28 protein-coding genes and 1 pseudogene are annotated in these 25,535 nt (G+C 64.6%); 14 read left to right on the top strand and 15 right to left on the bottom strand.

Annotated features, from left to right (window positions below):
• Positions 1-166: 166 nt before the first annotated feature.
• Both CAG34_RS11515 and CAG34_RS11510 read left to right on the top strand, forming a co-directional pair.
• Complete coding sequence (locus CAG34_RS11515; RefSeq protein ID WP_025338167.1) at positions 167-886, top strand: 1-acyl-sn-glycerol-3-phosphate acyltransferase; 720 nt, start codon at positions 167-169, stop codon at positions 884-886.
• A gap of 64 nt (positions 887-950) precedes the next feature.
• Complete coding sequence (locus tag CAG34_RS11510) at positions 951-1,922, top strand: magnesium and cobalt transport protein CorA (protein ID WP_085590070.1); 972 nt, start codon at positions 951-953, stop codon at positions 1,920-1,922.
• Between the two features lie 132 nt (positions 1,923-2,054).
• Here the strand turns inward: CAG34_RS11510 and CAG34_RS11505 are convergent, their stop codons facing one another.
• Positions 2,055-2,786 (bottom strand): amidotransferase, encoded by a 732-nt coding sequence (locus tag CAG34_RS11505; RefSeq protein WP_085590068.1) that lies wholly within the window; start codon positions 2,784-2,786, stop codon positions 2,055-2,057.
• Positions 2,787-3,005: 219 nt separating this feature from the next.
• On the opposite strand from CAG34_RS11505, the gene CAG34_RS27930 reads away from it, so the two are divergent.
• Complete coding sequence (locus tag CAG34_RS27930; RefSeq protein WP_128637193.1) at positions 3,006-3,248, top strand: hypothetical protein; 243 nt, start codon at positions 3,006-3,008, stop codon at positions 3,246-3,248.
• Between the two features lie 66 nt (positions 3,249-3,314).
• Complete coding sequence (locus CAG34_RS11500) at positions 3,315-4,115, top strand: cytochrome c (protein WP_085590066.1); 801 nt, start codon at positions 3,315-3,317, stop codon at positions 4,113-4,115.
• 115 nt (positions 4,116-4,230) lie between these two features.
• On the opposite strand, the gene CAG34_RS11495 is transcribed toward CAG34_RS11500, so the two are convergent.
• From CAG34_RS11495 to CAG34_RS11480, 4 genes are all read right to left on the bottom strand, one after another.
• The gene (locus CAG34_RS11495) at positions 4,231-4,563 is read right to left on the bottom strand and encodes a ribonuclease E inhibitor RraB (RefSeq protein WP_003260395.1); all 333 of its coding nucleotides are present in this window, start codon (positions 4,561-4,563) and stop codon (positions 4,231-4,233) included.
• A gap of 176 nt (positions 4,564-4,739) precedes the next feature.
• A complete protein-coding gene (locus CAG34_RS11490; RefSeq protein WP_025338164.1) occupies positions 4,740-4,976 on the bottom strand; it encodes a hypothetical protein in 237 nt (78 codons plus the stop codon).
• 207 nt (positions 4,977-5,183) lie between these two features.
• The gene (locus tag CAG34_RS11485; RefSeq protein WP_085590064.1) at positions 5,184-7,259 is read right to left on the bottom strand and encodes an LTA synthase family protein; all 2,076 of its coding nucleotides are present in this window, start codon (positions 7,257-7,259) and stop codon (positions 5,184-5,186) included.
• Positions 7,260-7,500: 241 nt separating this feature from the next.
• Positions 7,501-7,692: a PLDc N-terminal domain-containing protein gene (locus CAG34_RS11480; protein WP_012271091.1), complete on the bottom strand. Its 192-nt coding sequence runs from the start codon at positions 7,690-7,692 to the stop codon at positions 7,501-7,503.
• Between the two features lie 124 nt (positions 7,693-7,816).
• Between CAG34_RS11480 and CAG34_RS11475 the strand changes: the two genes are divergently transcribed.
• Positions 7,817-8,755, top strand: coding sequence for a ZIP family metal transporter (locus tag CAG34_RS11475; RefSeq protein ID WP_085590062.1), 939 nt, complete (start codon positions 7,817-7,819; stop codon positions 8,753-8,755).
• 122 nt (positions 8,756-8,877) lie between these two features.
• On the opposite strand, the gene CAG34_RS11470 is transcribed toward CAG34_RS11475, so the two are convergent.
• Together CAG34_RS11470 and CAG34_RS11465 are read right to left on the bottom strand one after the other, a co-directional pair.
• Positions 8,878-9,408, bottom strand: a complete 531-nt coding sequence (locus tag CAG34_RS11470) for a hypothetical protein (protein WP_075044091.1) — start codon at positions 9,406-9,408, stop codon at positions 8,878-8,880.
• 60 nt (positions 9,409-9,468) lie between these two features.
• A complete protein-coding gene (locus tag CAG34_RS11465) occupies positions 9,469-9,993 on the bottom strand; it encodes an ankyrin repeat domain-containing protein (RefSeq protein WP_085590060.1) in 525 nt (174 codons plus the stop codon).
• Positions 9,994-10,258: 265 nt separating this feature from the next.
• Here CAG34_RS11465 and CAG34_RS11460 point away from each other — a divergent pair, with 265 nt between their 5' ends.
• On the top strand, positions 10,259-10,531 hold the full coding sequence (locus CAG34_RS11460; RefSeq protein ID WP_025338158.1) for a DUF3509 domain-containing protein: 273 nt from the start codon (positions 10,259-10,261) through the stop codon (positions 10,529-10,531).
• A 123-nt stretch (positions 10,532-10,654) separates the two neighbouring features.
• Here CAG34_RS11460 and CAG34_RS11455 read toward each other — a convergent pair whose 3' ends face one another.
• From CAG34_RS11455 to aroC, 3 genes are all read right to left on the bottom strand, one after another.
• Positions 10,655-11,191: an oxidase gene (locus CAG34_RS11455; RefSeq protein WP_085590058.1), complete on the bottom strand. Its 537-nt coding sequence runs from the start codon at positions 11,189-11,191 to the stop codon at positions 10,655-10,657.
• Positions 11,191-12,345, bottom strand: a complete 1,155-nt coding sequence (locus CAG34_RS11450; RefSeq protein ID WP_085590056.1) for an MFS transporter — start codon at positions 12,343-12,345, stop codon at positions 11,191-11,193. Before CAG34_RS11450 ends, CAG34_RS11455 begins: the two co-directional genes overlap by 1 nt.
• Positions 12,346-12,477: 132 nt before the next feature.
• Positions 12,478-13,569, bottom strand: a complete 1,092-nt coding sequence (gene aroC, locus CAG34_RS11445) for a chorismate synthase (protein ID WP_025338155.1) — start codon at positions 13,567-13,569, stop codon at positions 12,478-12,480.
• Between the two features lie 236 nt (positions 13,570-13,805).
• Between aroC and CAG34_RS11440 the strand changes: the two genes are divergently transcribed.
• Both CAG34_RS11440 and CAG34_RS11435 read left to right on the top strand, forming a co-directional pair.
• Positions 13,806-14,768, top strand: a complete 963-nt coding sequence (locus CAG34_RS11440) for an alpha/beta hydrolase (protein WP_085590054.1) — start codon at positions 13,806-13,808, stop codon at positions 14,766-14,768.
• A gap of 200 nt (positions 14,769-14,968) precedes the next feature.
• The gene (locus CAG34_RS11435) at positions 14,969-15,751 is read left to right on the top strand and encodes a hypothetical protein (protein ID WP_085590052.1); all 783 of its coding nucleotides are present in this window, start codon (positions 14,969-14,971) and stop codon (positions 15,749-15,751) included.
• 123 nt (positions 15,752-15,874) lie between these two features.
• On the opposite strand, the gene prmB is transcribed toward CAG34_RS11435, so the two are convergent.
• On the bottom strand, positions 15,875-16,783 hold the full coding sequence (gene prmB / locus CAG34_RS11430; protein ID WP_015269350.1) for a 50S ribosomal protein L3 N(5)-glutamine methyltransferase: 909 nt from the start codon (positions 16,781-16,783) through the stop codon (positions 15,875-15,877).
• Positions 16,784-16,963: 180 nt separating this feature from the next.
• Here prmB and CAG34_RS11425 point away from each other — a divergent pair, with 180 nt between their 5' ends.
• The 5 genes from CAG34_RS11425 to CAG34_RS11405 all read left to right on the top strand — a co-directional run bounded on the left by CAG34_RS11425 (position 16,964) and on the right by CAG34_RS11405 (position 19,732).
• Positions 16,964-17,554, top strand: a complete 591-nt coding sequence (locus tag CAG34_RS11425) for a cysteine hydrolase family protein (protein ID WP_025338152.1) — start codon at positions 16,964-16,966, stop codon at positions 17,552-17,554.
• Between the two features lie 86 nt (positions 17,555-17,640).
• Positions 17,641-17,961, top strand: a complete 321-nt coding sequence (locus CAG34_RS11420) for a hypothetical protein (protein WP_024086500.1) — start codon at positions 17,641-17,643, stop codon at positions 17,959-17,961.
• Positions 17,962-18,124: 163 nt separating this feature from the next.
• Positions 18,125-18,685, top strand: coding sequence for a Smr/MutS family protein (locus CAG34_RS11415; RefSeq protein WP_024086499.1), 561 nt, complete (start codon positions 18,125-18,127; stop codon positions 18,683-18,685).
• A 70-nt stretch (positions 18,686-18,755) separates the two neighbouring features.
• Positions 18,756-19,301, top strand: a complete 546-nt coding sequence (folE, locus tag CAG34_RS11410; protein ID WP_013971502.1) for a GTP cyclohydrolase I FolE — start codon at positions 18,756-18,758, stop codon at positions 19,299-19,301.
• 59 nt (positions 19,302-19,360) lie between these two features.
• The gene (locus CAG34_RS11405) at positions 19,361-19,732 is read left to right on the top strand and encodes a glutaredoxin (protein WP_075044087.1); all 372 of its coding nucleotides are present in this window, start codon (positions 19,361-19,363) and stop codon (positions 19,730-19,732) included.
• Positions 19,733-19,862: 130 nt separating this feature from the next.
• On the opposite strand, the gene CAG34_RS11400 is transcribed toward CAG34_RS11405, so the two are convergent.
• Positions 19,863-20,465, bottom strand: a complete 603-nt coding sequence (locus CAG34_RS11400; RefSeq protein WP_061302973.1) for a glutathione S-transferase family protein — start codon at positions 20,463-20,465, stop codon at positions 19,863-19,865.
• Positions 20,466-20,610: 145 nt separating this feature from the next.
• Here CAG34_RS11400 and CAG34_RS11395 point away from each other — a divergent pair, with 145 nt between their 5' ends.
• Positions 20,611-21,801, top strand: coding sequence for a benzoate/H(+) symporter BenE family transporter (locus CAG34_RS11395; protein WP_084785075.1), 1,191 nt, complete (start codon positions 20,611-20,613; stop codon positions 21,799-21,801).
• A gap of 144 nt (positions 21,802-21,945) precedes the next feature.
• On the opposite strand, the gene CAG34_RS29435 is transcribed toward CAG34_RS11395, so the two are convergent.
• From CAG34_RS29435 to CAG34_RS11385, 3 genes and pseudogenes are all read right to left on the bottom strand, one after another.
• Positions 21,946-22,809 carry a methyl-accepting chemotaxis protein gene (locus CAG34_RS29435; RefSeq protein ID WP_371858040.1) on the bottom strand — a complete coding sequence of 288 codons (864 nt, stop codon included), beginning with the start codon at positions 22,807-22,809 and terminating at the stop codon, positions 21,946-21,948.
• Positions 22,807-23,334 (bottom strand): annotated as a pseudogene (locus CAG34_RS29430) (HAMP domain-containing protein); the annotation flags it as partial. The pseudogene CAG34_RS29430 and the gene CAG34_RS29435, both read right to left, overlap by 3 nt.
• A gap of 668 nt (positions 23,335-24,002) precedes the next feature.
• On the bottom strand, positions 24,003-25,400 hold the full coding sequence (locus CAG34_RS11385) for a PLP-dependent aminotransferase family protein (RefSeq protein WP_085590048.1): 1,398 nt from the start codon (positions 25,398-25,400) through the stop codon (positions 24,003-24,005).
• Positions 25,401-25,535 lie beyond the last annotated feature (135 nt).

Genomic DNA, 25,535 nt, shown 5'->3' with positions numbered 1-25,535 from the left:
CGCGGGCTTGCCCGCTCCCACAGGGACAGCGCCAGAGCCGAGGGCAACGCTGTACCTGTGGGAGCGGGCAAGCCCGCGAAGAGGCCGCAGCAGGCTTGCACCAGGGTTTGCCCCAACCAGTGCACATCCGTACACTGCCCGGCGACTGTCTGGTGTGAGTCGTACCATGCTTTATTCATTGCGCATGTTCCTGCTGGCGCTGCATTTCCTTGTGGTTGGTACCCTGGGCCTGGTCATTGGCCTGTGCCGTCCCTTCAACCCCGACAACAGCCGCCTGTTCGCCCGCCTCTACAGCCTGCCGGCCACCTGGCTGATGCGTATCAGGGTCAAGGCCGAAGTCGGTCCGCTGTGGGATCAGCCGCCAGGCTGCGTGATCGTCGCCAACCACCAGTCCAACTTCGACCTGTTCGTGCTAGGCCAGGTGGTGCCGCAGCGCACCGTCGCCATCGGCAAGAAAAGCCTGGGCTGGATCCCGCTGTTCGGCCAGCTGTTCTGGCTGGGTGGCAACGTGCTGGTCGACCGCAAGAACGCCTACCAGGCACGCAAGGCCATGCAGAAGACCACCCGGGTGCTGCAGGACGATACCTCGATCTGGATTTTCCCCGAAGGCACGCGCAATCCCGGCGAGCACCTGCTGGCCTTCAAGAAAGGCGCGTTTCACATGGCCATCGAGGCCGGTGTGCCGATCGTGCCGGTATGCGTCAGCCGCTATGCCGGGCGCCTGAGCCTGAACAGCTGGCGCCAGCGCACGGTGATCGTGCGCTCGCTGCCACCGATCGCCACGGCGGGCATGACCCTGCAGGACCTGCCGGCGCTGATCGAACAGTGCCGCGGGCAGATGCAGCAATGCATCGACCGCATGGAAGGGGAACTGGCCAAGCGCTAGGTTGCTCTTGAGCCCACTACAGCCCAAGCTGTAACCCGTGTCCAACCGGAATAAGCGAACAACCATGGGTCGAGTCGTGGCATCGGCGGTGTACAGCGCCGGCAGAAAGGTCACCAACATCAGCATCGATGAAGGCAGCGAGTGGGCGCGCAAGCCGGGGCACTTTGTATGGATCGGCCTGGAGGAGCCCAACGCAGAGGAGCTGGCCAACCTGCAGTGCCAGTTCAACCTGCACGAACTGGCTATCGAAGACGCCCTGGAAAAGCACAGCCGGCCCAAGCTGGAAACCTTCGGCGACGCCCTGTTCATCGTCACCTACTCGCCGGTGCGCCACGAAGGCAAGCTGGAGTTCATCGAAACCCACATCTTCGCCGGCAACGGCTACATCATCACCTGCCGCAACGGCCACTCGAAATCCTATGCACTGGTGCGCCAGCGCTGCGAGGCGCGGCCGTTGCTGCTGGAGCACGGCGAAGACTTCGTGCTGTACGCCCTGCTCGATTTTGTCACCGAGAACTACCAGCCGGTCAGCGAGGCCATTCATGGCGAGATCGAAGAGCTGGAGCAGAGCGTTCTGGGCGGTTCGCTGCAAGAGGACGATATCCGCCGCTTGCACAGCCTGCGCCGCGACATCCTGCGCCTGCGCCGCTACGTGGCACCGATGGTGGAAGTGAGCGAGGAACTGCAGCGCCTGAGCTTCCCGTTCATCGACAAGAACATGCGCCCGTACTTCCGTGATGTGCAGATCCACGTGACGCGGCAGATGGAGGACCTGGCAGGCATCCGCGACATCGCCAGCCAGACCATCGAGATCGGCATGCTGCTGGAGTCGTCACGGCAGAGCATCGTGCAGCGCAAGTTTGCAGCCTGGGCGGCGATCCTGGCGTTCCCCACGGCAATTGCCGGGGTTTACGGGATGAACTTCGAGAACATGCCGGAGCTGGGGTGGCACTATGGGTACTTCGGGGTGCTGGGGGTGATTGCGGCGGGGTGTTCGGGGTTGTATGCCAGCTTCAAGAAATCGGGCTGGCTTTGAGATTGTCGGGGCGCTTTGCGGCCCTTTCGCCGGCAAGCCAGCTCCCACAAGGACCGCACAAGTCTCAGGCCTGTGATGCCCCTGTGGGAGCTGGCTTGCCGGCGATTGGGCTGCGAAGCAGCCCCCGGCCCCTCACGCCGCGTCGTGTTTGCTCACCGGCTGCTGGATAAACCGCAACATCCACTCCCCCACCAGGTCGCCCTGGTGCTCGGTGGCCAGGCTGGCCACGGCCTTGTGGTACACCTCATCACCCAGATACTGCTGGCGCGCATCGAGCAGTGCGCGGGAGTAGTCGTGCACGAACTCGGGGTGCCCCTGGAAGCACAGCACCTGGTCACGAATGTGGTACGCAGCGTTCGGGCAGAAATCGCTGGAGGCGATCACCGTGGCGCCTTCCGGCAGCTCGGTCACCTGGTCCTGGTGGCTGATCAGCAAGGTCAGCTCCGACACCTCCGGGTCCATCCACGGCGCATGGGCCGCCAGCGAATAGCGGTGGATACCCACGCCCCAGCCCTGCTCGGCACGCTCGGCCTTGCCACCCAGGGTCAACGCCAGCAACTGGTGGCCGAAACACACACCCAGCAGCTTCTCGCCACGCTCGTACAACTTCAGCAGGTAGGCCTTGAGGGTCTGGATCCACGGGTCGGTACCAAACGAGTCGGCCTTGCTGCCCGTCACCAGGTAGGCATCGAACACTTCGTTGTCGGCGGGGTAATCGCCATTCATCACGTTGTACACACGAAATTCGGCGGCGATCGGCTGACGCGAGAAGAGCTGCTCGAACATCCTGCCGTAGCCCTGGTACTGCGCGGTCAACTCCGGTCGCAGGACATCGGTTTCAAGGATGCAGATGCGTAACGACATAGGGGTAGTCCTGAACGACATGGGTGGGAATCTGCTGTAGAGACTGACGCGAAAGGCACGTACAAGCAAGTAGGCCGCACTGACGAACGGTCACATTTCGTCGGTGCCCTGCTGGCACTTGCGCCACCGTCTAGCCAGAGCATGCCAGCTGGCTGGCACTTGGCCTCATAGCCAGACGAAATCAACGAACTACAGTATTAGAACAAAGGGTTCTCAAACATGGATGACGCACACCCTACTGTTGGTTGTATATCCACTTTCAAGAGGCAGGCAGTTCAGGCGTCACGCAACGCCACTGCGATCGACCCGAAGCGCGACAGGGAAGCCAACGGGTATTCAGGAATAACAACAAGAAGGCGGTCCGCCATGTTCAGACAATCGAAAATTCGCCAAGCTGGGCTCATTCTCTTCGCCACGACTTTGCTGCTGATCCTGCCGAACCTCACACGTTTGTTCGGCTGACTGCCGCTGTGGCGCCAACAGGCAACGCACAGGTAACCTGCTGGCCTTGATGGTCGGAGATTATCCATGCGCCACTGCCTTGCACTGTTAGTGTTGCTTCTGAGCCTGCCGCTGTCGGCGGCGCAACTGCACCTTGAACTGGGCTCCACGACGCGCCAGTGGAGCAGTGCCGAACTGCTCGACCACCCGCAGGCCCGGGACATCAGCATCGACCAGGACGTTTCCTACAAGCAGCCCATGCATTATCGGGCGGTGCCGCTGGCCGCGCTGCTGGATGGCGTGAACGCCAGCGACCACCTGCAGGCGGTGGCGCTGGACGGTTTTGCCGCCGAAATGCCGGCGGCGCCACTGTTGCAGCACGGGCCGGCACAGGCCTGGCTGGCGGTGGAGGAGCCGGGCCGGCCGTGGCCACCACTGGGCCAGGGCAAGCCGAGTGCGGGGCCGTTCTACCTGGTGTGGACTGCACCGCAGGCAGGCGGCATCCGCCCGGAGCAGTGGCCGTTCCAGATTTCCACGATTCGCAAGCTGGCTTCTGTCGAGGCGCGTTTTCCGGCGCTGCTGCCCGACCCGAAGCTGCCGGCCGACAGCCCGGTGCGCCGGGGCTTTGCCTTGTTCCAGCAGAACTGCCTGGCGTGTCACCGGCTGAACGGCGCGGGGGATGCCCAGGTGGGGCCGGACCTGAATGTGCCGCATAACCCGACCGAGTATTTTCGGCCTGAATATCTACGCCAGCTGATTCGTGACCCACAGAGCCTGCGGCAGTGGCCGCAGGCGAAGATGCCGGGGTTTGCAGAAAGTGTCTTGAGTGAAACGGAGCTGGATGAATTGCTGGCCTATTTGAGGCATATGACTGGGCGCAGGCCTTGAGGGCCGTGTGTGCTTCTTCGCGGGCTTGCCCGCTCCCACAGGATCACCACAGGCTTGAAGGCCGTGAGATACCTGTGGGAGCGGGCAAGCCCGCGAAGAAGGCAACACAAAACTCTCAGGCTATGGGCCGCTCCTGCTTGACCCCCCACCCTTCCACCTCACCGCCATAAGGTGTCACCAGCTGCTCGAAGGCCTCTTCGAAGTCGCCAATACCGCCATGGGTGGCATACATGACCTTGCTCAGCTCCAGATGCCAGGCACCGTCGCCCAGCTCCTTCACCTGGGCATTCAGCGATTCACCGCGAAACTGCCCGGCCGCGCGGCGGGCCCCTGCTTCGTCGGGGAATATGGCGTAGAACTCGATGGGGTGGATCTGGGTGAAGTCGAAACCGCCTGCCTTCATCTGGCGCAGGACGTTGCTGCTGATATCGTCGTTCTGGCTGCTCATGAAACGTCCTCCTGAATAATGCGATGGATAGACTTTCCGTGCACTACGCACCTGCCGGCAGCGGCCGGGCAGTTCGAGCTGATGCAAGACGCGAAGGGATGCGGTGCCGACCCGCAGAATAGGCCGGCACCTTCTTGCAGCGTAGTGCCTGCCAGGGCACCACGCAAACGTGTGGTTCAGGGCGTTTCGTGGATGCTGGTGATGGTCACGCCACTCTGTTCCTTGAGCCAGCGTGCGGTGGGTGAAACAGTGCGGTCCTGGAAGTCGTTGAGGTCCAGCTCGTCCATCACCGGGAACAGGTGCGAACGGATGGCCCGCGCGGCGTCCTCCTCGCTGGGGCACTGGTCGCCGTGCAGCGTCAGGGTGGTGAGCACGCCCTTCTGGTCGGCAAAGATGACTTCCCACTCTTTCATTGAACGAACCCTCTAAGTCAACGAACACCGGGTGTGTGATGCCTGAAACAAGTGACCTTGAGGTGGGGAGAATGTTCAGTCTGAGGGATTTGTGTTGGGCCCATTCGCGGGCACGCCCGCTCCCACAGGGCCACCACAAGGTCCGAAACCTGTGCTGTACCTGTGGGAGCGGGCGTGCCCGCGAATGGGCCGTGAAACGGCCCCGATCTACTTCGGCGTGCCGTGCACTACACCGGCAGTGTTATCCAGCAAGCTCTTGGTCGCGGTCTGGATATACGCTTCCAGCTTCTTCAGCATTTCCGGCTGGTCCGGGCTTTCGATCAGCTCGGCCTTGAACTCGCTGCCCAACTGGTAGCGGTACATGCGCGGGGTCATGTCCTTGGACTCGATCAGGATGCGGTCGCCCTGCACCAGGCCGACGATCTGCTCGCTGCCCGATGGCTTGATCATGCCCACGCCCTGGTCGCCCTCAGGCAGGTTGAGCAGGTCGCGACCCCAGCACTGGTGACGGGCCTGGCCACCCAGGCGGCCCATGATGGTCGGCACGATGTCGACCTGGGTACCCACGGTGTGGTTGACCGCACCGAACTTCTCCTGGATGCCCGGGGCAATCAGCAGCAGCGGCACGTTGAAGCGGCCCAGGTCCAGCTCGGTGACCTGCTGGTGGTTGCCAAAGCCATGGTCGCCAACGATGACGAACAGGGTTTCCTTGAAGTACGGCTCCTTGCGCGCCTTCTCGAAGAACTGCCCCAGCGCCCAGTCCGAATAGCGCATGGCGGTCAGGTGCTCGTCCAGGCGGCCCTGGCCGGTTACCGGCTCTACCGGCAGGTCCTTGGGCAGCGCGTACGGGGTGTGGTTGGACAGGGTCTGCAGCAGCGCGTAGATCGGCTTCTTGCCATCGTGCTTGGCCAGCTCTTCGGCGCCGCGGTCGAACATGTCCTGGTCGGACACGCCCCAGGTCGGGTCGGAGAACACCGGGTTGACGAAGTCGTTACGGCCAATGAAGGTGGTCATGCCTTGGTTGCCGAAGAACCCGGACTGGTTGTCCCAGGCAAAGTCGCCGTTGTAGACGTACACGTCGTCGTAATCGCGGGCGCTGAGCAAGGCTGGCAGGCCGGACAGCTTGTGGCCGCCTTCCGGGGTCTGCATCAGGTATTCGAAGCCTGGCAGGTTGGGGAAGCAGGCCATGGTGGCGAACATGCCCTGGTGGGTATGGGTGCCGTTGGAGAAGAAGCGGTCGAACAGCAGGCCCTCTTTGGCCAGCTTGTCGAAGTACGGGGTGATGTTGTTGGGGCTGCCCAGCGCGCCCACCGAGTGGCCGGCGAAGCTTTCCATCAGGATCACCACCACGTTCTTGATCGGCAGGGTGCGCTCGGCCGGCGGCACGAAGTCGCGGCGGATGGCAGCCTCGTCGGCATCGACCAGGGTGTCGTTGGCGGTCAGCAGCTGCTCGCGCACGCTCTGCGTGGCCACGTCCTGCTCCAGCACCGGCTTCCAGATGTTGGCGCGGTCTTCGCCGAAGCGGCTCTTGGCAGCATCGATCAGGGTCAGGGTGCCGTTCAGGCCCAGCTGGTTGACGAAGTTGGAATCGGTGGTGAAGGCATCACCCCAGCGCATCGGCGGGCCCTGGCGCAGGGTGCCACGGGCAGCGACCACGGCCACCAGCAGGATCACCATGAACACCGCCAGGCGGTTGTACCACGGCGCCGCGCGGCGCTGCAGAGTGACCTCGCCTGCGCCATTGCCCCGGGTCATGCGGTCGATGCCCTTGAACAGCAGGCTCAGCAGCCAGGTGCCGAACAGCCAGGCCAGCAGGTAGCGCACCACCGGGAAGCCGTACCAGAGCATGCTCAGCACGGTTTTCGGGTCTTCCTTGATGTACTGGAACACCAGGCCGTTGAGGCGCTGGTGGAACTCGCGATAGAAGTCCATCTCCATCAGGCCGAGGAACATCACCACGCTCGACGTGATGGTCAGCCAGAAACGGAACAGGCCACGCCGGGCCATGGCCCAGGGGCTGAGGATGGCCAGCAGCAGCGGAATGCTGATGTACACCACCACCCGCAGGTCGAAGCGCAAGCCGTTGAGGAAGCCTTCGGCGACGGTCGCGTTGGGGGTATCGCCGATCATGTCGCTGTTGTAGACCAGCAGCGCCAGGCGCACGAGGCTGAGCATCAGCATGATCACCAGGCCGCTGAGCAGCGTGTAGGCCAGGTGGGATTTCAGGGTGGGCGAGAACGACGCTCGCGCGCCCCGTTGCTTCAAGGCGTCCGGGTTAGCCATGAATGGGAAGGTCCTAGGATTGCGGGTTTGCGGAGATGGCGCAGGTGTATACCAACGCAGCATTGTGCGGGTGCGGATTCTGTTTAAACCAATGTGAAAATTTTGTCACGGGGGTGTTGCCGCTTTTGTCTGTTACGGCCTCTTCGCGGGCACGCCCGCTCCCACAGGGGGATCACTGCCCTCGGTGCCGGTGATATCCCTGTGGGAGCGGGCGTGCCCGCGAAGAGGCCAGCACAGCCATTCAGATCCGCACATTCCCCCGCGGCCCGGCGATCGCCCAGATCACCAGGCCCACCACCGGTAGCAAGGCGATCAGCAAGATCCACAACACCTTGATGCCCACTTCGCTGCCACTCTTGATCACATTGAGGATGGCCCAGATATCCAGCGCCAGGATGATCAGCCCGACAAGGCTGTTGAACGTCGACCCCATGCCTAAACTCCTGTCCAGAGGCTTTGCCACAGCATAGCCAGCTATCACGTCGATAGAAGGGAATCCTTGGCCGTTTGCGCGGGTCACTGCTTAAACTGCTGTATCCATCGATTTCGAGGTTGCCATGCCCCCCGCTCATACCCACCCCGTTGCCCTGCCCTCGCCCGTCAGCGCCTGGCGCCAACAGATGCACGACAATCCATGGATAGGCGCCGGCCTGGCCCTGAGCCTGCTGGTGGTACTGGTGCTGCTGGGGGCAAGCCTGTGGAACGCAGTGAACGGCGACCACGCCGAGAACCTGCACCTGGCCGCACTGGGCGGGTTGTCCGGCTTTGGCGCCACGGCGCTGGGCGCGGTGCTGGCGGTGGTGCTGCGCGATGTCAGGGCGCGCACCCAGGATGTGATGCTGGGTTTTGCCGCCGGCATGATGCTGGCGGCCAGTTCGTTTTCGCTGATTCTGCCGGGCCTGGATGCCGCCCGCGAAATTACCGGCAACGGCCCGGCCGCGGCCTTTACCGTGGTGCTGGGCATGGGCCTGGGCGTGCTGCTGATGCTGGGCCTGGACCGCTTCACCCCGCATGAACACGAAAGCACCGGCCCGTGCGGCCCGGAGGCCGAGCGCATCAGCCGGGTGTGGTTGTTCGTGCTGGCGATTACCCTGCACAACCTGCCTGAGGGCATGGCCATTGGCGTGAGCTTTGCCAATGGCGACATGAACATCGGCCTGCCGCTGACCAGCGCCATCGCCATCCAGGACATCCCCGAGGGGCTGGCCGTGGCGCTGGCCTTGCGCGCTACCGGGTTGTCGAACCTGAAGGCTGCACTGGTGGCGATCGGGTCGGGGCTGATGGAGCCGCTGGGTGCGGTGATCGGCCTGGGGATTTCAACCGGCTTTGCCCTGGCCTACCCGGTGAGCATGGGGCTGGCGGCGGGGGCGATGATCTTTGTGGTTAGCCACGAGGTGATTCCCGAAACCCACCGCAATGGGCACCAGACAGCGGCGACCCTGGGGTTGATGGGTGGGTTTGCGGTGATGATGTTCCTCGATACCGCGCTGGGCTGAAGTTCTGGGCTGACTGTACCGGCCATATCGCCGGCAAGCCAGCTCCCACAGGTACAGCACAGGTTTCGAACTCTGTGGTGATCCTGTGGGAGCTGGCTTGCCGGCGATAGGGCCATCAGCCTTTAGATGTGTACAGCCACTTTCAATGCCTCCAGGGCAGGCTCGACCTTGATCCCCACCTCTGCCCCCAGCTCCAGCACCCGCGCCAGGTCTTTCTGCCCCACCATCACCATCTGCAGCTCGTCATCCAGCAACTGGCTGAAGTTGAGCAGCACATAACCACCGGCCTCTTTGTTCAGAGCGCCCATCTGCACCTGGATGCGGTTGAGTGCGGTCAGCGGCTCGGTGCGGGCCAGTTGCTTGGGCTTGAGGGTGAACGGCACACTCTGGTCGAACGAATCGCTGATCTGCTGGAACAGGTCCTGGTAGCTGTCGGCCTGGAACACCACGGTGTCCGGCAGGCTGCCCAGCACCACCCATTCGCCCAGCGGGATGGGGAAGCTGTCGTCGTAGTTGATGTCGGGGTTGGCGGCCAGGAAGGCGGCGGGGTCGGCGTAGGCCTGGGCGGCCTCGTCGGCGATGCGCTCGATGTCTTCCTCGCGCATGCAGCCAGCGCCAATGAGGCTGATGAATTCGAGCAACTGAGTTTTCATGAAAGGGGGCCTGCGACGGGTGAAAAGTCGCCAAGGATAGCCGCAAATGCCCCCTTGCGGTTAGCCGGCCAGCACTTGCAGGCGCGCTGCGGCGTCCACGGCCCCCATGGTTTGCGCTGCCATCAACGCGGTGGTACCACGGGCATCCTGACGGGCCGGGTCGGCCCCCTGGGCCAGCAGGTAGTCGAGGATTTCGCTGCGGTTGAACATGGCCGCCAGCATCAGCGCGGTGCGGCCATCCTGCGCGGCGGCGTCCACCGGTACGCCGTGCTCCAGCAACAGGCGGATCATGGCCAGGTCGCCCTTGAACGCGGCACCGGCGATGGGTAGCTGGCCGTTATCGTTGGCAATCAGCGGGTCGGCGCCATGCGCCAGCAGCACGCGCACTGCGTCGTGGTGGCCGTGGTAGCTGGCCAGCATCAGCAGGGTGTCACCCTTGTGGTTGCGCAGGTTGGCCGGCATGCCGCTGGCAAGCAGGCGCCCGAGCATCTCGGCATCGCCTTGGCGAGCACGTTCGAACACCTGCTCGGCGAAGGCGGCGGTTTCGTCGTCAGTCATGGTGGCAGGCGTGGGTTGGCTGGACATTTGGAACCTCCTGGCAGAAATCGTTGCCCAAGTCTTTGTCAGGCAAGGCTGCCGGGTCAAAGGTTCAGATTCTATCGGGCCGATAGCTGGCCACGGGTCGTGCAATATGCACTGTGCAAAATGCACGACCGTGCAGCTTGCACGACAGCGTTTTGGAAAAAAATGCGTAAACAACTGAATTTAAAGGGATTTTTCAGAAAAAAATTCCTGGCACGGTCACTGCAACAATCAACTCACGTCTGCCACGCAACAGCCAGGAGTTGATATGGACCTCATCCAGGAAAAGTTCGTTTCGGTATTTTCGGCCTACCAGGTAAATACCCAGGCCCGGCCCGACGGCGGTGTGCTGCTGACCCTGCGCGCTGCTGATGGCAAGGTCACCCGCCGGGTACTGACCTATACGCAATTGCACAGTGCCGAACAGCTTTCGTGGGCGATCAGTGCGATTCGCCGGGATCTGGCCGAACAGGCCAGTGAACTGCCGGTGATTTCGATGCTGCAGAGCCAGCAGCGGTTTGCCTTGCCGACTTATCGCTGAGTTTTGTGTTGGTTTATCTGGCCTCTTCGCGGGCTCGCCCGCTCCCACAGGGATATCGCCGAGCCTGAGGGCAGCGCTATCCGTGTGGGAGCAGGCGAGCCCGCGAAGAGGCCGGCAAAGCCATCACAACTCATCAATGCCCAGAAACGCCCGCGCAGTCACATCCCCGGTAAACCTCGGCTGCATCCCCTGCTCGCTGCCATACAACCGCAACGCCAGGCAAAACGGCGCATCGCCCAGCTCGACCCAGCGCCGGGTCCCCGCTGGCACCACCAGCTGGTCACCCTTCTCGCACAGCACCGAATACACCCAATCCCCCAAACGCAGGCCAACCTGCGCCCGCCCGCTGATCACGGCAAACACCTCGTCGGCGTCATGCACATGCTCATCGCGCACATCCACCTGCGCCGGGGCCTCGCCGTCACGGTTGAGCACCACGAAGGCTTTGCTGCCATGCGCCGTCATCAACTGGTCCAGGTGCCCGCGGCAGGCCTCCAGCACCTCGTCCTGGGCCGTGCCCGGGCGCACCCGCAGGCCATGCTCGGCCTGGGTAAAGCGCACGCCCTGCTCGGCCAGGGTGGCGGCGATGTCGTCGTGGTGGGTCAGCACCTTGTTCGGCAGTTCCGGGCTGGAGGGGTGGAAAACGCTGAGAATGCTCATCAGGGGCGGGTCCTGGTCGGTTGCGAACAAAGGGCAATGATAACGGCTGCAGCCAAGGCTGCGGCACTGGCCATACCAAAGGTGAAGGTGGGCCCCAGCAGTTTCCAGCTGTAACCCGAATACAACGCCCCCAGCGCACCGCCAGTGCCCGACAGCGCCGCATACAGCGCCTGGCCCTGGCCCTGCTGGCGGGCGCCGAAGCTTGCCTGGACGAAAGCGATGCTGGCGGCATGGAAGCAGCCGAAGGTGGCAGCATGCAGCACCTGGGCGAACACCAGCACCGCCGGCTCACCGGCCAGGTTGCCCAGCAACAGCCAGCGCAGCGCCGCCAGCACGAAGCTGGCCAGCAGCACCTGCTGCACCGAAAAGCGCGCGAAGATGCGGCTCATGGCCATGAACACCAGTACTTCGGCCACCACCCCCAGTGCCCACAGCAAGCCAATGGCACCCCGGGCATAGCCCAGGTGTTCCAGGTGCAGGGTGAGGAAGGTGTAGTACGGCCCGTGGCTGAGTTGCATCAGTGCCACGCAGGCGTAGAACGCGATCACCCCGGGCGCCCGCAGCTGCTGCAGGAAGCCGCCCGCGCCGCTGCGCTCGCCCTGCTCCACCGGCTGGGCATTGGGTACCCACAGGCTGGCGGCGACGATGCCGGCCATGATCGTGACCAGCGCCACCGGGTAGATATCCAGGCTCAGCCACTCGAACAGCCGGCCCAGGCCGACCACGGTAAGGATGAAGCCGATCGAGCCCCACAGGCGCACCTGGCTGTAGCGCGCGGTTTGCCCGTGCAGGTGGGCCAGGGTGATGACCTCGAACTGCGGCAGCACCGCATGCCAGAAGAACGCGTGCAGGGCCATGACCAGCGCCAGCCAGGCGTAGCTTTTGCCAAGGAAGATCAGGGCGAAGGTGGCCAGGGTCGACATTGCGCCCAGGCGCACGATCAGCAGGCGCTGGCCGGTGCGGTCACCCAGCCAGCCCCACAGGTTGGGGGCGATGCAGCGCATGAGCATGGGGATGGCCACCAGCTCGCCGATGCGTGCTGGAGAGAAGCCCAGGTGGTCGAAGTACAGCGCCAGGAACGGGGCGGTGGAACCGAGCAGGGCGAAGTAGAACAGATAGAAGCTGGACAGGCGCCAGTAGGGGATTGGTTGCATGGGGTGGCCTATGGGGTTGCCGGTACTGGCCCTATCGCCGGCAAGCCAGCTCCCACAGGTACCCCACAATGTTCAGGCTTGTGGTAATCCTGTGGGAGCTGGCTTGCCGGCGATAGGGCCAGTGCAAGCGAATCAGAGCTGGCCCAGCACCGGGGTATTCACCTTCACATCGGCATTCTGCGCGCGGTGGCGCAGCAGGTGGTCCATCAGCGCGATGGCCATCATCGCCTCGGCGATCGGCGTGGCGCGGATGCCCACGCACGGGTCGTGGCGGCCTTTGGTGATGACGTCCACCGGGTTGCCGTCGATGTCGATGGAGCGGCCCGGGGTGGTGATGCTGGAGGTCGGCTTCAGCGCCAGGTGGGCAACGATCGGCTGGCCCGAGGAAATACCGCCGAGGATGCCGCCAGCATTGTTGCTGAGGAAGCCTTCCGGGGTCAGTTCGTCACGGTGCTCGGTGCCGCGCTGGGCCACGCTGGCGAAGCCGGCGCCGATTTCCACGCCCTTGACCGCGTTGATGCTCATCAGCGCGTGGGCCAGTTCGGCGTCGAGGCGGTCGAAGATAGGCTCGCCCAGGCCCGGCATGACGCCTTCGGCGACCACGGTGATCTTGGCACCCACCGAGTCCTGGTCACGGCGCAGCTGGTCCATGTAGGCCTCCAGCTCCGGCACTTTGCTCGGGTCAGGGCTGAAGAAAGCATTCTGCTCCACCGACTCCCAGGTCTTGAACGGGATTTCGATCGGGCCCAGCTGGCTCATGTAGCCGCGCACGGTAATGCCCTGGGTGGCCAGGTATTTCTTGGCGATGGCACCAGCGGCCACGCGCATGGCGGTTTCGCGGGCCGAGCTGCGGCCACCGCCGCGGTAGTCGCGGATGCCGTACTTGTGGTGGTAGGTGTAGTCGGCGTGGGCCGGGCGGAACAGGTCCTTGATCGCCGAGTAGTCCTTGGACTTCTGGTCGGTGTTGCGGATCAGCAGGCCGATCGAGCAGCCGGTGGTGCGGCCTTCGAACACGCCGGAGAGGATCTCCACCTCATCGGCTTCCTGGCGCTGGGTGGTGTGCCGGCTGGTGCCGGGCTTGCGCCGGTCGAGGTCGTGCTGCAGGTCGGCGAGGGAAATTTCCAGGCCCGGTGGGCATCCATCGACAATGGCGACCAACGCCGGGCCATGGCTCTCGCCAGCGGTGGTGACAGTGAACAGCTTGCCGTAGGTATTGCCGGACATGGACGCTCCGCGAGATCTGCCTGAAGTGAACGAAAGCGGCAGTATACAGATGGATTGATCGCCTGTGCTGGCCTCTTCGCGGGCTCGCCCGCTCCCACAGGTACCCCACACGACTTGGGCCTGTGGTAAACCTGTGGGAGCGGGCGAGCCCGCGAAGAGGCCGAACCTGCCAGGCAAGGCCCGAGAACCTTCCCGCAAACACTGGGTCAAACCCTCATCTCCCCATGTAGTACCGCATGATGTCGCGCCTCGTCGCCCTCTTCTTTCTGCTGTGCACCGGTCTGGCCCAGGCCGCCGCCCCCACCGTGCTGCAACGCCCGATCGACCTCGACACCGACCAGGGCGTGCTGCACGGCAGCCTGCTGCTGCCGCAACAGCCCACCCCGCCACCGGTGGTGCTGATCATCGCCGGCTCCGGCCCAACCGACCGAGACGGCAACAACCCGGCGTCAGGCCGGGTCGACAACCTCAAGCGCCTGGCCCTGCTGCTGGCCAACGAGCACATCGCCAGCGTGCGCTACGACAAGCGCGGGGTGGCCGCCAGCCAGCCGGCCACGCCCGACGAGCGTGACCTGAGCGTGGAGCGCTACGTGGCCGACGTGGTCGCCTGGAGCCACAAGCTCAAGGCCGACCCGCGCTTTGGCCCGTTGATCCTGATCGGGCATAGCGAAGGCGCGCTGATCGCTAGCCTGGCCGCCGAGCAGGCCGGCGCCAGCGCGGTGATTACCCTGGCCGGCAGCGGCCGGCCGCTGGCCGAGGTGCTGCGCGAACAGCTGGCCCAGCGCCTGCCGCCGGCACAACTGGCCGGTGGCAGCGCCCTGCTCGACCGCCTGCAGGCCGGACAGACCAGCCTGGAGGTGCCGGCGCCGCTGCGCCAGGTGTTCCGCCCCAGCGTGCAGCCCTACCTGATTTCGCTGTTCCAGCAGAACCCGGCGGCGGCCTTTGCCCGCCTGCCCATGCCCGCGCTCATTGTGCAGGGGCGCAACGACGTGCAGGTGGGCGTGGTCGACGCCGAACGGCTGAAGGCTGCCAAGCCGGATGCCCAACTGGTGCTGATCGATGGCATGAACCACATGCTGCGCATCAGCCCCAAGGCGATGAGCCAGCAGCGCGACAGCTACCTCAACCCTGAACTGCCGCTGGCAAGGGAGCTTGGCGAGCAGATTGTGACGTTTATCCAGCATTTGCCTTCTGCCTGACCCTCAGGTCTTGGCCGGTACGGCCGATATTTCAGTATTAGCGGAATTTTGGGGCCGCTGGCGCGCCCCATCGCCGGCAAGTCAGCTCCCACAGGAACACAATAGGCCTGAATGCCCTGCGGTCCCTGTGGGAGCTGGCTTGCCGGCGATGGGCTGCGCAGCAGCCCCTGCCGCATGCCCGTACCCAAGGACAAGCCCTGATGACAACCGCCCCCGCCGCCGTAGAGCCGGCCGAAGAGCCCGAGGAAAGCACCGCCCTGCCCTGGGCCGAGCTGGCCGCCGAACATTTCCAGCTGTTGCGCCTGGCCGCCCTGCCCACCGACCGCAACACCGGCGCACGGCCGCTGCGCTTTGTGCAGTTCGGCTATGCCGAACGCCACGACAAGGCCCACAGCCTGTTGCGCATGGAAATCCAGCTGCCCGGGCAGAAGGTGCACAAGGAACAGAACCGCCTGGACATTCGCGTCGACCACACCGCGCGCCTGGTGCGCATTGGCAATGAACATGGCCTGCAACTGGAGCCGCTGAACCGTGGCATCGGCCGCTTCTTGCTGGCCCAGGCCGCGCAGTGGCTGCAGCGCAAGTGGTCGCACTACCAGATCGAGGGCATGGCGCTGCCGAGCAAGGATGCGCTGAACGAAGACTCGCGCCTGCGTCGTGACCACTGTCTGCGCGGGATGGGTATCGAGGTGGAGTACGAGGACAGCCAGCATCTGAAGGGCCGTACCGTGGAAATGACGGTGGGCCAGCTCAAGGGCGCGTGGAACAGCGAGCGCTTGCAGCGAGTGGGGATACTGGACGCTGCCGGCCTGCTGCAGCAGGCTGACCAGCTGTTGCAGGAGAAGGAAGGGCAACTGCGTGAGCGGGATGAACGGGTTGCCAAGTACCAGCGTGAAGATAGTGGGTTGCGCTTTACCATTACCTGCCTGGTGGCGTTTGCGGTGTTCCAGGCGGGGTTGCTGATCTGGATTGCCACGCGCTGAGACCGCGTTGCGGCCATCGCCGGCAAGCCAGCTCCCACAAGTCCACCACGATGCTCGGGCCTGTGATATTCCTGTGGGAGCTGGCTTGCCGGCGATTGGGCTGCAGAGCAGCCCCTTTCAGGTTCAGACCCGGGCCTTGAACAGTTCCTGATGCTGGCGGCACTGCTCGGCAGTCAGCATGAACACCCCATGCCCGCCGCGCTCGAACTCCAGCCAGGCAAAGTCCACTTCGGGGTACAGCGCCTCGACATGCACCTGGCTGTTGCCCACCTCGACAATCAGCAAGCCCTTGTCAGTCAGGTGATCCGCCGCTTCGGCCAGCATGCGCCGCACCAGGTCCAGGCCATCGTTGCCGCAGGCCAGGCCCAACTCGGGCTCGTGGTGATACTCGGCCGGCATGTCGTCGAAGTCCTCGGCATCGACATACGGCGGGTTGGACAGGATCAGGTCGAAACGCTGCCCCGGCAAACCGCCAAAGCCGTCGCCCTGCACGGTGTACACGCGCCCGTCCAGGCCGTGGCGTTCGATGTTCTGGTTGGCCACTTCGAGCGCTTCGAACGACAGGTCGGCCAGCACTACCTCGGCCTCGGGGAACACGTCGGCGGCAACGATGCCGATGCAGCCAGAACCGGTGCACAGGTCGAGAATGCGCGCCGGCTCGCTCGCCAGCCACGGCTCGAAGCGTTTCTCGATCAGCTCGCCAATCGGCGAACGCGGCACCAGCACGCGCTCGTCGACGATGAACGACATGCCGCAGAACCAGGCCTCGCCCAGCAGGTAGGCGGCCGGCACGCGTTCTTCGATACGGCGCTTCAGCAGGTGCTGCAGGCGTACCCGCTCGTCGTCCTCGAGCATGCAGTCCAGGTAGCTGTCGGCCACCTCCCACGGCAGGTGCACCGCCCCCAGTACCAGCAGGCGGGCCTCGTCCCAGGCGTTGTCGGCACCGTGGCCGAAGAACAGGTCGTGCTCGTGGAAGCGGCTGACCGCCCAGCGGATGTAGTCGCGCAGCGTGCGCAGGCGGGATGTGATCACGGGGTACTCCTAATTCAGACCGGACAAAAGTCTAACAGCCCCACCCGCACATTTGTTCCTTTGCCTTACCCAATGGCTAGCCACAAGCCAGTAACCATGCCGCTTGCGTTGTCAACCATTCCCATTGGCGCCAAGGCAGGGGAGAATAGGTATACAAAAGCCCTATCCAAGGAGCCCTTGATGTCCGTTCCAACCACGATGTTTCGCCTCACTGGCCGCGACTACCCGCCGGCCAAGCTGAGCCACGCCAGCCTGATCATCATCGATGCGCAAAAGGAGTACCTCAGCGGGCCCCTGGCGCTGTCGGGCATGGACGAGGCCGTGGCCAACATCGCCAGGTTGCTCGACGCCGCGCGCAAGAGCGGCCGTCCGATCATCCACGTTCGCCACCTGGGCACTGTCGGTGGCCGCTTCGACCCACAAGGGCCGGCCGGCCAGTTCATTCCGGGGCTGGAGCCGCTGGAAGGCGAAATCGTCATCGAAAAACGCATGCCCAATGCATTCAAGAACACCCAGCTGCATGAGACCCTGCAGGCGCTGGGCCACCTGGACCTGATCGTCTGCGGCTTCATGAGCCACTCCAGCGTCAGCACCACGGTACGCCGCGCCAAGGACTATGGTTACCGCTGCACCCTGGTGGAAGACGCTTCGGCGACCCGCGACCTGGCATTCAAGGATGGGGTGATCCCGGCCGCGCAGATCCACCAGTGCGAAATGGCCGTGATGGCCGACAACTTCGCTTGCGTGGCCCCCACCGCCAGCCTGATCTGATCGGCTGGGTACGACCGCCCGGCAGCCGGGCGGAACCCGATGGGCGGCTCCAGGTCGAATTCCGGATATCCACAGAGGAGAGCGGAATGAAGCTCAAAGGCAGTTTCGACGCCAAGCGCCTGCGCCCGCGCGAACCGCGTAACTGGGGCGCCCGCCTGGCGGCCGGCCTGTCGGCCATGCTGGCGACCCTTGGCGTGCTGCTGGCGATGGCCGGGGTCGCCGGCCTGCTGGGCAACTACCCTGCCCTGGCGGAGCTCAATGCCAACAAACCGCTGGCCGGCATCCTCACCGTGGCCGGCCTGCTGCTGCTGTGGCTGGGCGTGCGCTTCTGGCGGCGCAGCCGCATTCGCCTGCGCCGCGGGCGGGAACTGAACCTGTCGCCGCACCTGATGAAGAAGCATGACTGAAACCTGTGCCGGCCCTATCGCCGGCAAGCCAGCTCCCACAGGTACCCCACAAGTCCTCAGGCCCTTGGTAATCCTGTGGGAGCCGGCTTGCCGGCGATAGGGCCCACACAGGCTGCACAAGGCCCCACAGTCGCGTAAACTACGCCGCCCACGTGGAGGCATCATGCAAGACGACGATTTTTCCCTGTTCAAGGCCGAAGTGCGCGGTGTCAAACCGATCACGCACGACCGCGCCGAAGTCGGCAAGCCCAAGGCCGACCGCCAGAAGCTGGCCGGCCTGCGCCAGGCGGCGACCGTGCGCAGTGACAAGGCGCTGGTTATCGACGGCATGTCCGACCAGTTCGTCATCGACGTTGGCGCCGAAGACGAGCTGCTGTGGCGCCGCGACGGCGTGCAGGAAGGCCAGCTGCGCAAGCTGAAGCTGGGGCAGATCCCGTTCGAGGGCAGCCTCGACCTGCATGGCATGACCGTGGAAAAGGCCCGCGAAACCCTGTGGGACTTCATCGCCGAAGCCACCAAACTGGAAGTACGCTGCGTGCGGGTTACCCACGGCAAGGCCGCGCGCCTGGACGGCAAGCGCCCGATGATCAAGAGCCACGTCAACACCTGGCTGCGCCAGCACCCGCAGGTGCTCGGTTTTGCCTCGTGCAACGCCCGCCACGGCGGCACCGGCGCGGTGTATGTGATGCTCAAGCGAACCATGCTCGAAGGCCGCGACGAGTAACGCCGCGCTTGCAGCGCCGCCCTCACCGCCGTACCCTTCGTTTTTGCGATTTTTTCCCACAGGTAGATCCATGTCCCTGGAACAGAACTACACCGAGATCCTCAGCCAGATTGGCGAGGACGTCTCCCGTGAGGGCCTGCTCGACACGCCCAAGCGGGCTGCAAAGGCGATGAAGTACCTTTGCCGCGGTTATGAGCAAACACTGGAAGAAGTCACCAACAACGCGCTGTTCAGCTCTGACAACAGCGAAATGGTGCTGGTCCGGGACATCGAGCTGTATTCGATGTGCGAACACCACATGCTGCCGTTCATCGGCAAGGCGCACGTGGCCTACCTGCCCAAGGGCAAGGTACTGGGCCTGTCGAAGGTGGCGCGCATCGTCGACATGTACGCTCGCCGCCTGCAGATCCAGGAAAACCTCAGCCGCCAGGTTGCCGAGGCCGTGCAGCAGGTAACCGGCGCCGCCGGCGTTGCCGTGGTCATCGAAGCCAAGCACATGTGCATGATGATGCGCGGTGTCGAGAAGCAGAACTCGACCATGATCACCTCGGTGATGCTGGGTGAGTTCCGCGAAAACGCCGCCACCCGCAGCGAGTTCCTCAGCCTGATCAAGTGATTGGCTGCTGACCCCGAGCCGACCCTGCCGGGTCGGCTTTTTCATTTCAGGAGTTGCCCATGATCGTCAAAGCCCTGCGGGTTGGCCTCGGCCAGCTCATCGTGTTCGGCGACTGGATCAGCCGCCCGGCCAAGCGCAAGCGCGACGCCGCCGCCCAAGCCCGCGTCGAGCAAGCGGCCCAGGGCCTGGCGCTGTACCAGTTCCACGCCTGCCCGTTCTGCGTCAAGACCCGCCGTACCCTGCACCGTTTGAACGTGCCGGTGGCGCTGCGCGATGCCAAGAACGACCCGACGCACCGCCAAGCCCTGCAGGAAGGTGGTGGCCGGGTGAAAGTGCCGTGCCTGCGCATTGAAGAAGCGGGCAAGGTGACCTGGATGTATGAGTCCAAGGCGATCATTGCCTACCTGGATGAGCGGTTCGCTTCGGCCTGACAGTTTGCAGGTTTCCTGTACCGGCCCTATCGCCGGCAAGCCAGCTCCCACAGGGATCCCACAGTATTCAGCCCTGTGGTGAACCTGTGGGAGCTGGCTTGCCGGCGATAGGGCCAGTACAGGCTAAAGATCAGCCCACCATCGGCACATGCCGTGGATGGCTGCTGACCCGCTCCAGCCAGGCCCTCACTGCCGGGTAGTCGGCCAGGTCGAACCCGCCCTGCTGCGCCACATGGGTGTAGGCATACAACGCCACATCGGCAATCGAATACTGCTCGCCGACCAGATACGGCGTCATCTGCAGCTGGCGCTCCATGACCCTCAGAGCCTTGTAACCGCCCTTGTGCAGCTTGCGGTACTCCTCCAGGCGCTCGTCTGGCAACCCCAGGTAGAACTGGATGAAACGCGCCACGGCAATGTACGGCTCATGGCTGTACTGCTCGAAGAACTGCCACTGCAACACCTGGGTGCGCAGGCGTGGCTCGGTGGGCAGAAACTCGCTGCCATCGGCCAGGAAGTTGAGAATGGCATTGGACTCCCACAGGTAGCTGCCGTCTTCCAGCCCCAGCACCGGCACCTTGCCGTTGGGGTTCATCGCCAGGAACTCGGGCGTTTCGGTCTCGCCCTTGAGGATGTCCACCGGGTGCCATTCATATGGCCGGCCCAGCAGGCTCAACATCAGCTTGACCTTGTAACAGTTGCCCGACTGGTAGTCGCCATAGACCTTGTACATCACCCCTCCACTCCCAAGCAGTTCTGCATTTGCGCCCAATAGTTGGCGACTGTACGGCTAAAAGCAATGGCCGCTGTATGGCAAGGATCAACCTTGCTCGCTGTAGTCTGAAAAAACTGCTTACACCTTTACAAGGATTTTGTTCATGACCGATGCCACTTCCGCACGCCTTCGGCCCCTGGCAGACAGCTCCCCGTCGGCGGTGGTCGCCGGCTTCATCGCCATGCTCACCGGCTATACCAGCTCGCTGGTGCTGATGTTCCAGGCCGGCCAGGCTGCCGGGCTGACCAGCGCGCAGATTTCGTCATGGATCTGGGCGTTGTCGATCGGCATGGCGGTGTGCAGCATCGGCCTGTCGCTGCGTTACCGCACGCCGATCACCGTGGCCTGGTCCACCCCCGGCGCCGCCTTGCTGATTACCAGCCTGGGCGGAGTCAGTTATGGCGAGGCGATCGGCGCCTACATCACCTGCGCCGTGCTGGTGCTGATCTGTGGCCTGACCGGCAGCTTCGAGCGCCTGGTCAAGCGCATCCCGGCCTCGCTGGCCTCGGCGCTGCTGGCGGGCATCCTGTTCAAGATCGGCAGCGAAATATTCGTTGCCGCCCAGCACCGCACCTTGCTGGTACTGGGCATGTTCTTCAGCTACCTGCTGGTCAAGCGCCTGTCGCCGCGTTACTGCGTACTGGCCGCGTTGCTGGTGGGCACGGTGCTGTCCGGCGCCCTCGGCCTGCTGGACTTCAGCGGCTTCCGCCTGGAAGCGGCCACGCCGGTGTGGACCACGCCAAGCTTCTCGCTGGCGGCGACCATCAGCATTGGCATTCCGCTGTTCGTGGTGGCGATGACCTCGCAGAACATGCCCGGTGTGGCCGTGCTGCGCGCGGACGGCTACCAGGTGCCGGCCTCGCCGCTGATCTCGGCCACCGGCTTTGCCTCGCTGCTGCTGGCACCGTTCGGCTCGCACGGGGTCAACCTGGCGGCGATCAGCGCGGCGATCTGCACCGGGCCACATGCCCATGAAGACCCGGCCAAGCGCTATACCGCGGCGGTGTGGTGCGGGATTTTCTATGGCATTGCCGGGGTGTTCGGCGCGACCTTGGCGGCGTTGTTTGCGGCGCTGCCGAAAGAGCTGGTGCTGTCGATTGCGGCGCTGGCGCTGTTTGGCTCGATCATGAACGGGCTGACCGTGGCGATGAGCGAAGCGCGGGAGCGGGAGGCGGCGGTGATCACCTTCATGGTTACCGCTTCGGGGCTGACCTTGTTCTCGATCGGCTCGGCGTTCTGGGGGATTGTGGCGGGGGTACTGGCCTTGATGATCCTCAACCCGCGCAGGGCCTGAAGGTATTTGTTGCCTGTACTGGCCTCTTCGCGGGCACGCCCGCTCCCACAGGTACACCACTGCCCTCAGGTTCAGTGATATCCCTGTGGGAGCGGGCGTGCCCGCGAAGAGGCCGGTACAGGCAACACAAGCCCCGGACCCAGATCACAACCTGAAATGCCCCACCATCCCCTTCAGGTCGGTACCCAACTGCGCCAGCTCGATACTCGACCGGGCATTGTCCTGCATTGCCAACGCCGCCTGATCGGCACTACCACGGATCTGCGTGACGCTGCGGCTGATCTCTTCCGCCACCGAACTCTGCTGCTCGGCCGCCGCGGCAATCTGCTGGTTCATCTGCTGGATCAATGACACCGCCGCCGCGATGCTGCCCAGCGCGCTTTCCGTCTGCAGTGCATCAGCCACCGCCAAACGCACCAGCTCGGTACTGCCGCGAATCTGCGCCACCGACTGCTGGGCATTGCCACGCAGGCTGGCGACCAGGGTCTCGATCTGCTCGGTAGACTGCCGGGTACGCCGCGCCAGCGCACGCACCTCATCAGCGACCACGGCAAAACCACGGCCCTGCTCACCCGCCCGGGCGGCTTCGATAGCAGCATTCAGCGCCAGCAGGTTGGTCTGCTCGGCCACGCTCTTGATCACTTCCAGCACGTCGCCAATGGTGTGGATCTCGGCACTGAGGCTGTCGATGCCGGCGCTGGCCGTCTCCGCCGCCGACGCCAGTTGTTCGATGCGCTGCATGCTCTGGCGCACCACCTGCTGCCCGGAATCAACCTTCTCGTCCGCAGCCTGGGCCGCCTGCGCCGCCTCTTCGGCATTACGCGCCACATCGTGCACGGTGGCGGTCATCTGTTGCATGGCGGTGGCCACCTGCTCGGTCTCTTCCTTCTGGCTGCCCACCTCGCGGTTGGTCTGCTCGGTCACCGCCGATAGCGCCTGCGCATTGCCGGCCAGTTGCTCGATGCCCTGCTGCAAACCGCTGACAATGCCCGACAGGCCCGCCGCCATCTGCTGCATGGCCTGCATCAGCTGCCCTACTTCGTCACGCCGTGGTGCCTGGGCATCAAAGCTCAGCTCGCCGGCAGCGATGCGCTGGGCGCGGCCAATCACATGCTTGAGCGGGCCGACCACGGCGCGGGTGATCAGCCAGGCGGCCAGCACACCTACCAGCAGCGCCAATGCCGTAGCCAGGCCGATGGCCACGGCATTGCGTTGCAGTTCGCCCTGCAGGGCCTGCTCCTGCCCCAGGTAAGCCTGGTCGACCCGGCTGGTGACTTGTTCGGCACTGGCCTGCAACTGCGCCTTCAAGCCCTGCTCGCGGGCCAGCTGGTCAGTGTATTCGTTGAGTTTTTCCGAGAAGCTGCCGATGTGCCCCGCCACTTCGCCCAGCACACTCTGGTAGCCGGCATCGCTGACAGCTCCCTGCAACTGGCTGACCAGGCTGGCGGCCTCGACGGTCTGGGCGATGCGTTCCTGGCTGACGCCCTCTTCGCCCTTGCGGCTTTTTTCCAGGCGTACCCGCGCTTCGTCCATGGCCTGCAGCATCAGCCGCGACACCTGTGCCACCTGCCCGGCCTGCTCGAGGAACGCGCCACCCTGCTGGCCCTGGGACTGCTTGAGGGTATACACGCCGTCGTCTGCCAGGCCGGCCTGCAGCACATCGAGGTTGTTGGCCACGCTGGACACCGACCAGCTGGCCATGTCCAGCGCCAGCTCCTTGGCCTGCACCGCTTCGACAAAGGCCTCGAATGCCTGGCCGTAGGCGGCCAGGTCGGTTTCCGCCGCCGCCAGCGCCGGCAGGCCACGGGCGCGTTCGGCCAGGCCCTGCAGGCCACTGCGCAAGGCCTCGGCCTGCTGCAGGTCGGAGCGCAGGGCAAAGGCCTGCTCGTGCTGGCGCAAGCGCAGCAGGTCGGTATTGAACTGAGCCAGTTGGCGCAAGCTGTCGAAGCGCTGGCCAACGCTGTGCAGCGCGGCAATGCCAATGGCCGCCACCGCCAGGGTCAGCACCAGCACCAGGGCAAAGCCCAGGCCGAGTTTGCGGGCCATGCCCAGGTTGGCCAGCACACCGTGCTTGCTCGCGCCCATGCCGATTCCCCTTCTGCGTGCGAGGTTATCCCGAAGGCCAAGGGTGGCAACGTTGCCAGCCGATGAACAAGGGCCTGACGTCAGAATAGTGTCAAATAGCTATGAGCATGTCGCTATCAGCTTGGCAGAGGTCGCCCTGCGTGCTGAAGGAAGGCCTGGGCGCGAGAGTCCTGCCCGTAGGCGACATTGATGCGCAGCCAGGTGCTGGCCGTGCCCTGGTAATCGAAGGCGCTGCCGGGGGTGAGCAGCACATCGTGTTCCAGCGCCAGGCGCTCCAGGCTGGCGAAATCCCGGCCCGGCACGCAGGCCCAGACGAACATGCCGCCGTAGGGCTCGCAGAACACCTGCCAGCCCGCCTGCTCCAGCTGGCCGAGCAGCCTGGCCATGTGCTGCCCCAGGCGCACACGCAGCCGCTGCACGCTCTTGCGGTAGCTGCCGTTGGCCAGCATCTGCCCCACCACCTGCTCGGCAAAGCGCGAGGTGCCGATGCCGCTGACCATCTTCAACTCGGCCAGGCGCGCCAGCAACGCGGGGTCGGCGACCAGGTAGCCGACCCGCAGCGAGCTGCTGAGGGTTTTCGAGAAGCTGGCCATGTAGATTACCCGCTGTTCGCTGTCGAGGGTGGCCAGGCGGGTGGCCGGGCCTTCCTGGAAGTCGGCGTAGATATCGTCCTCGATGATGCGCAAGTCGTGCTCGCGGGCCAGCTCCAGCAGGCGATACGCCACCTTGGGCGTCAGGCTGGTGCCGGTGGGGTTCTGGTACAGGCTGTTGATGAACAGGCAGCGCGGCTTGTGCGCCGCCAGCAGGGCTTCGAGGGTGGCCAGGTCCGGGCCTTCGGCGGTGCGCGGCACCGGCAGCATGTGCACTTGGTGCTGGCGCAGCAGGTTGTACAGGTTGTAGTAGCCGGGGTTTTCCACCAGCACCGTGTCGCCCGGGCGCAGCAGGGTGCGCACCAGCAGGTCGAGGCCGTGGCTGGCGCCGTGGGTAGTGAGGATACGTTCGGGGCCGGCGGCGATGCCCAGCTGCGCCAGGCGCTTGTGCAACTGCTGGCGAAGGCTGGCCAGGCCCAAAGGTGGGCAATAGTCGAACAGGTCCTGTGGGTTGCCGCGGCTGACCTGGCGCACTGCCTGGGCCAGTTCGGTGGCGGCGCGCCAACTGCTGGGCAACCAGCCGCAGCCCAGCTTGAGCAACTCGTCATGGCCCTCGCGAAACTGCCGCCAGCTGCCGTCGCCGGCCTCGCCCCAGGGTTGGGCGTCTTCCACGGCCAGGCCGGGTTTGCGCTCGGCGACGAAAAAGCCAGTGCCGTGGCGAGCCTCCAGCCAGCCGCTGGCGACCAGGCGGTCGTAGGCTTCGATCACACACGACGCACTGACCGCCTGGCTGCGGGCCAAGGCCCGGATCGACGGCAGGCGCGCGCCGGGGCGCAGGCGTTGCTGGTCGATCCAGGTTTGCAGGTGGTCGGTGAGTTGCTGTACCAGCGGGGTGGTGCTGGTGCGGTCGAGGGGCAAGTGCATGGGGCAAGTGTTCGCTGGTTTTGAGCGAACAGTTAAGCATAAAAGGGGTGGCGGTGTGTCTGGTGATGGGAATGGGCTGGCATCAGAGTGGGCAGGCCCGGCCCTTTCGCGGGTGAACCCGCTCCCACAGAGATC

Source organism: Pseudomonas sp. B14(2017) (genome assembly GCF_002113255.1).
Classification (GTDB): domain Bacteria; phylum Pseudomonadota; class Gammaproteobacteria; order Pseudomonadales; family Pseudomonadaceae; genus Aquipseudomonas; species Aquipseudomonas putida_Z.
This window is presented reverse-complemented; position numbering and strand designations above follow the sequence as displayed.

What these genes read in the sequence shown, in the direction of transcription:
- CAG34_RS11515 (WP_025338167.1), top strand. Translation starts at nt 167, where the DNA reads ATGCTTTATTCATTGCGCATGTTCCTGCTGGCGCTGCATTTCCTTGTG.
- CAG34_RS11510 (WP_085590070.1), top strand. Translation starts at nt 951, where the DNA reads ATGGGTCGAGTCGTGGCATCGGCGGTGTACAGCGCCGGCAGAAAGGTC.
- CAG34_RS11505 (WP_085590068.1), bottom strand. Translation starts at nt 2,786, where the DNA reads ATGTCGTTACGCATCTGCATCCTTGAAACCGATGTCCTGCGACCGGAG.
- CAG34_RS27930 (WP_128637193.1), top strand. Translation starts at nt 3,006, where the DNA reads ATGGATGACGCACACCCTACTGTTGGTTGTATATCCACTTTCAAGAGG.
- CAG34_RS11500 (WP_085590066.1), top strand. Translation starts at nt 3,315, where the DNA reads ATGCGCCACTGCCTTGCACTGTTAGTGTTGCTTCTGAGCCTGCCGCTG.
- CAG34_RS11495 (WP_003260395.1), bottom strand. Translation starts at nt 4,563, where the DNA reads ATGAGCAGCCAGAACGACGATATCAGCAGCAACGTCCTGCGCCAGATG.
- CAG34_RS11490 (WP_025338164.1), bottom strand. Translation starts at nt 4,976, where the DNA reads ATGAAAGAGTGGGAAGTCATCTTTGCCGACCAGAAGGGCGTGCTCACC.
- CAG34_RS11485 (WP_085590064.1), bottom strand. Translation starts at nt 7,259, where the DNA reads ATGGCTAACCCGGACGCCTTGAAGCAACGGGGCGCGCGAGCGTCGTTC.
- CAG34_RS11480 (WP_012271091.1), bottom strand. Translation starts at nt 7,692, where the DNA reads ATGGGGTCGACGTTCAACAGCCTTGTCGGGCTGATCATCCTGGCGCTG.
- CAG34_RS11475 (WP_085590062.1), top strand. Translation starts at nt 7,817, where the DNA reads ATGCCCCCCGCTCATACCCACCCCGTTGCCCTGCCCTCGCCCGTCAGC.
- CAG34_RS11470 (WP_075044091.1), bottom strand. Translation starts at nt 9,408, where the DNA reads ATGAAAACTCAGTTGCTCGAATTCATCAGCCTCATTGGCGCTGGCTGC.
- CAG34_RS11465 (WP_085590060.1), bottom strand. Translation starts at nt 9,993, where the DNA reads ATGTCCAGCCAACCCACGCCTGCCACCATGACTGACGACGAAACCGCC.
- CAG34_RS11460 (WP_025338158.1), top strand. Translation starts at nt 10,259, where the DNA reads ATGGACCTCATCCAGGAAAAGTTCGTTTCGGTATTTTCGGCCTACCAG.
- CAG34_RS11455 (WP_085590058.1), bottom strand. Translation starts at nt 11,191, where the DNA reads ATGAGCATTCTCAGCGTTTTCCACCCCTCCAGCCCGGAACTGCCGAAC.
- CAG34_RS11450 (WP_085590056.1), bottom strand. Translation starts at nt 12,345, where the DNA reads ATGCAACCAATCCCCTACTGGCGCCTGTCCAGCTTCTATCTGTTCTAC.
- aroC (WP_025338155.1), bottom strand. Translation starts at nt 13,569, where the DNA reads ATGTCCGGCAATACCTACGGCAAGCTGTTCACTGTCACCACCGCTGGC.
- CAG34_RS11440 (WP_085590054.1), top strand. Translation starts at nt 13,806, where the DNA reads ATGATGTCGCGCCTCGTCGCCCTCTTCTTTCTGCTGTGCACCGGTCTG.
- CAG34_RS11435 (WP_085590052.1), top strand. Translation starts at nt 14,969, where the DNA reads ATGACAACCGCCCCCGCCGCCGTAGAGCCGGCCGAAGAGCCCGAGGAA.
- CAG34_RS11425 (WP_025338152.1), top strand. Translation starts at nt 16,964, where the DNA reads ATGTCCGTTCCAACCACGATGTTTCGCCTCACTGGCCGCGACTACCCG.
- CAG34_RS11420 (WP_024086500.1), top strand. Translation starts at nt 17,641, where the DNA reads ATGAAGCTCAAAGGCAGTTTCGACGCCAAGCGCCTGCGCCCGCGCGAA.
- CAG34_RS11415 (WP_024086499.1), top strand. Translation starts at nt 18,125, where the DNA reads ATGCAAGACGACGATTTTTCCCTGTTCAAGGCCGAAGTGCGCGGTGTC.
- folE (WP_013971502.1), top strand. Translation starts at nt 18,756, where the DNA reads ATGTCCCTGGAACAGAACTACACCGAGATCCTCAGCCAGATTGGCGAG.
- CAG34_RS11405 (WP_075044087.1), top strand. Translation starts at nt 19,361, where the DNA reads ATGATCGTCAAAGCCCTGCGGGTTGGCCTCGGCCAGCTCATCGTGTTC.
- CAG34_RS11400 (WP_061302973.1), bottom strand. Translation starts at nt 20,465, where the DNA reads ATGTACAAGGTCTATGGCGACTACCAGTCGGGCAACTGTTACAAGGTC.
- CAG34_RS11395 (WP_084785075.1), top strand. Translation starts at nt 20,611, where the DNA reads ATGACCGATGCCACTTCCGCACGCCTTCGGCCCCTGGCAGACAGCTCC.
- CAG34_RS29435 (WP_371858040.1), bottom strand. Translation starts at nt 22,809, where the DNA reads ATGGCGGCGGGCCTGTCGGGCATTGTCAGCGGTTTGCAGCAGGGCATC.
- CAG34_RS11385 (WP_085590048.1), bottom strand. Translation starts at nt 25,400, where the DNA reads ATGCACTTGCCCCTCGACCGCACCAGCACCACCCCGCTGGTACAGCAA.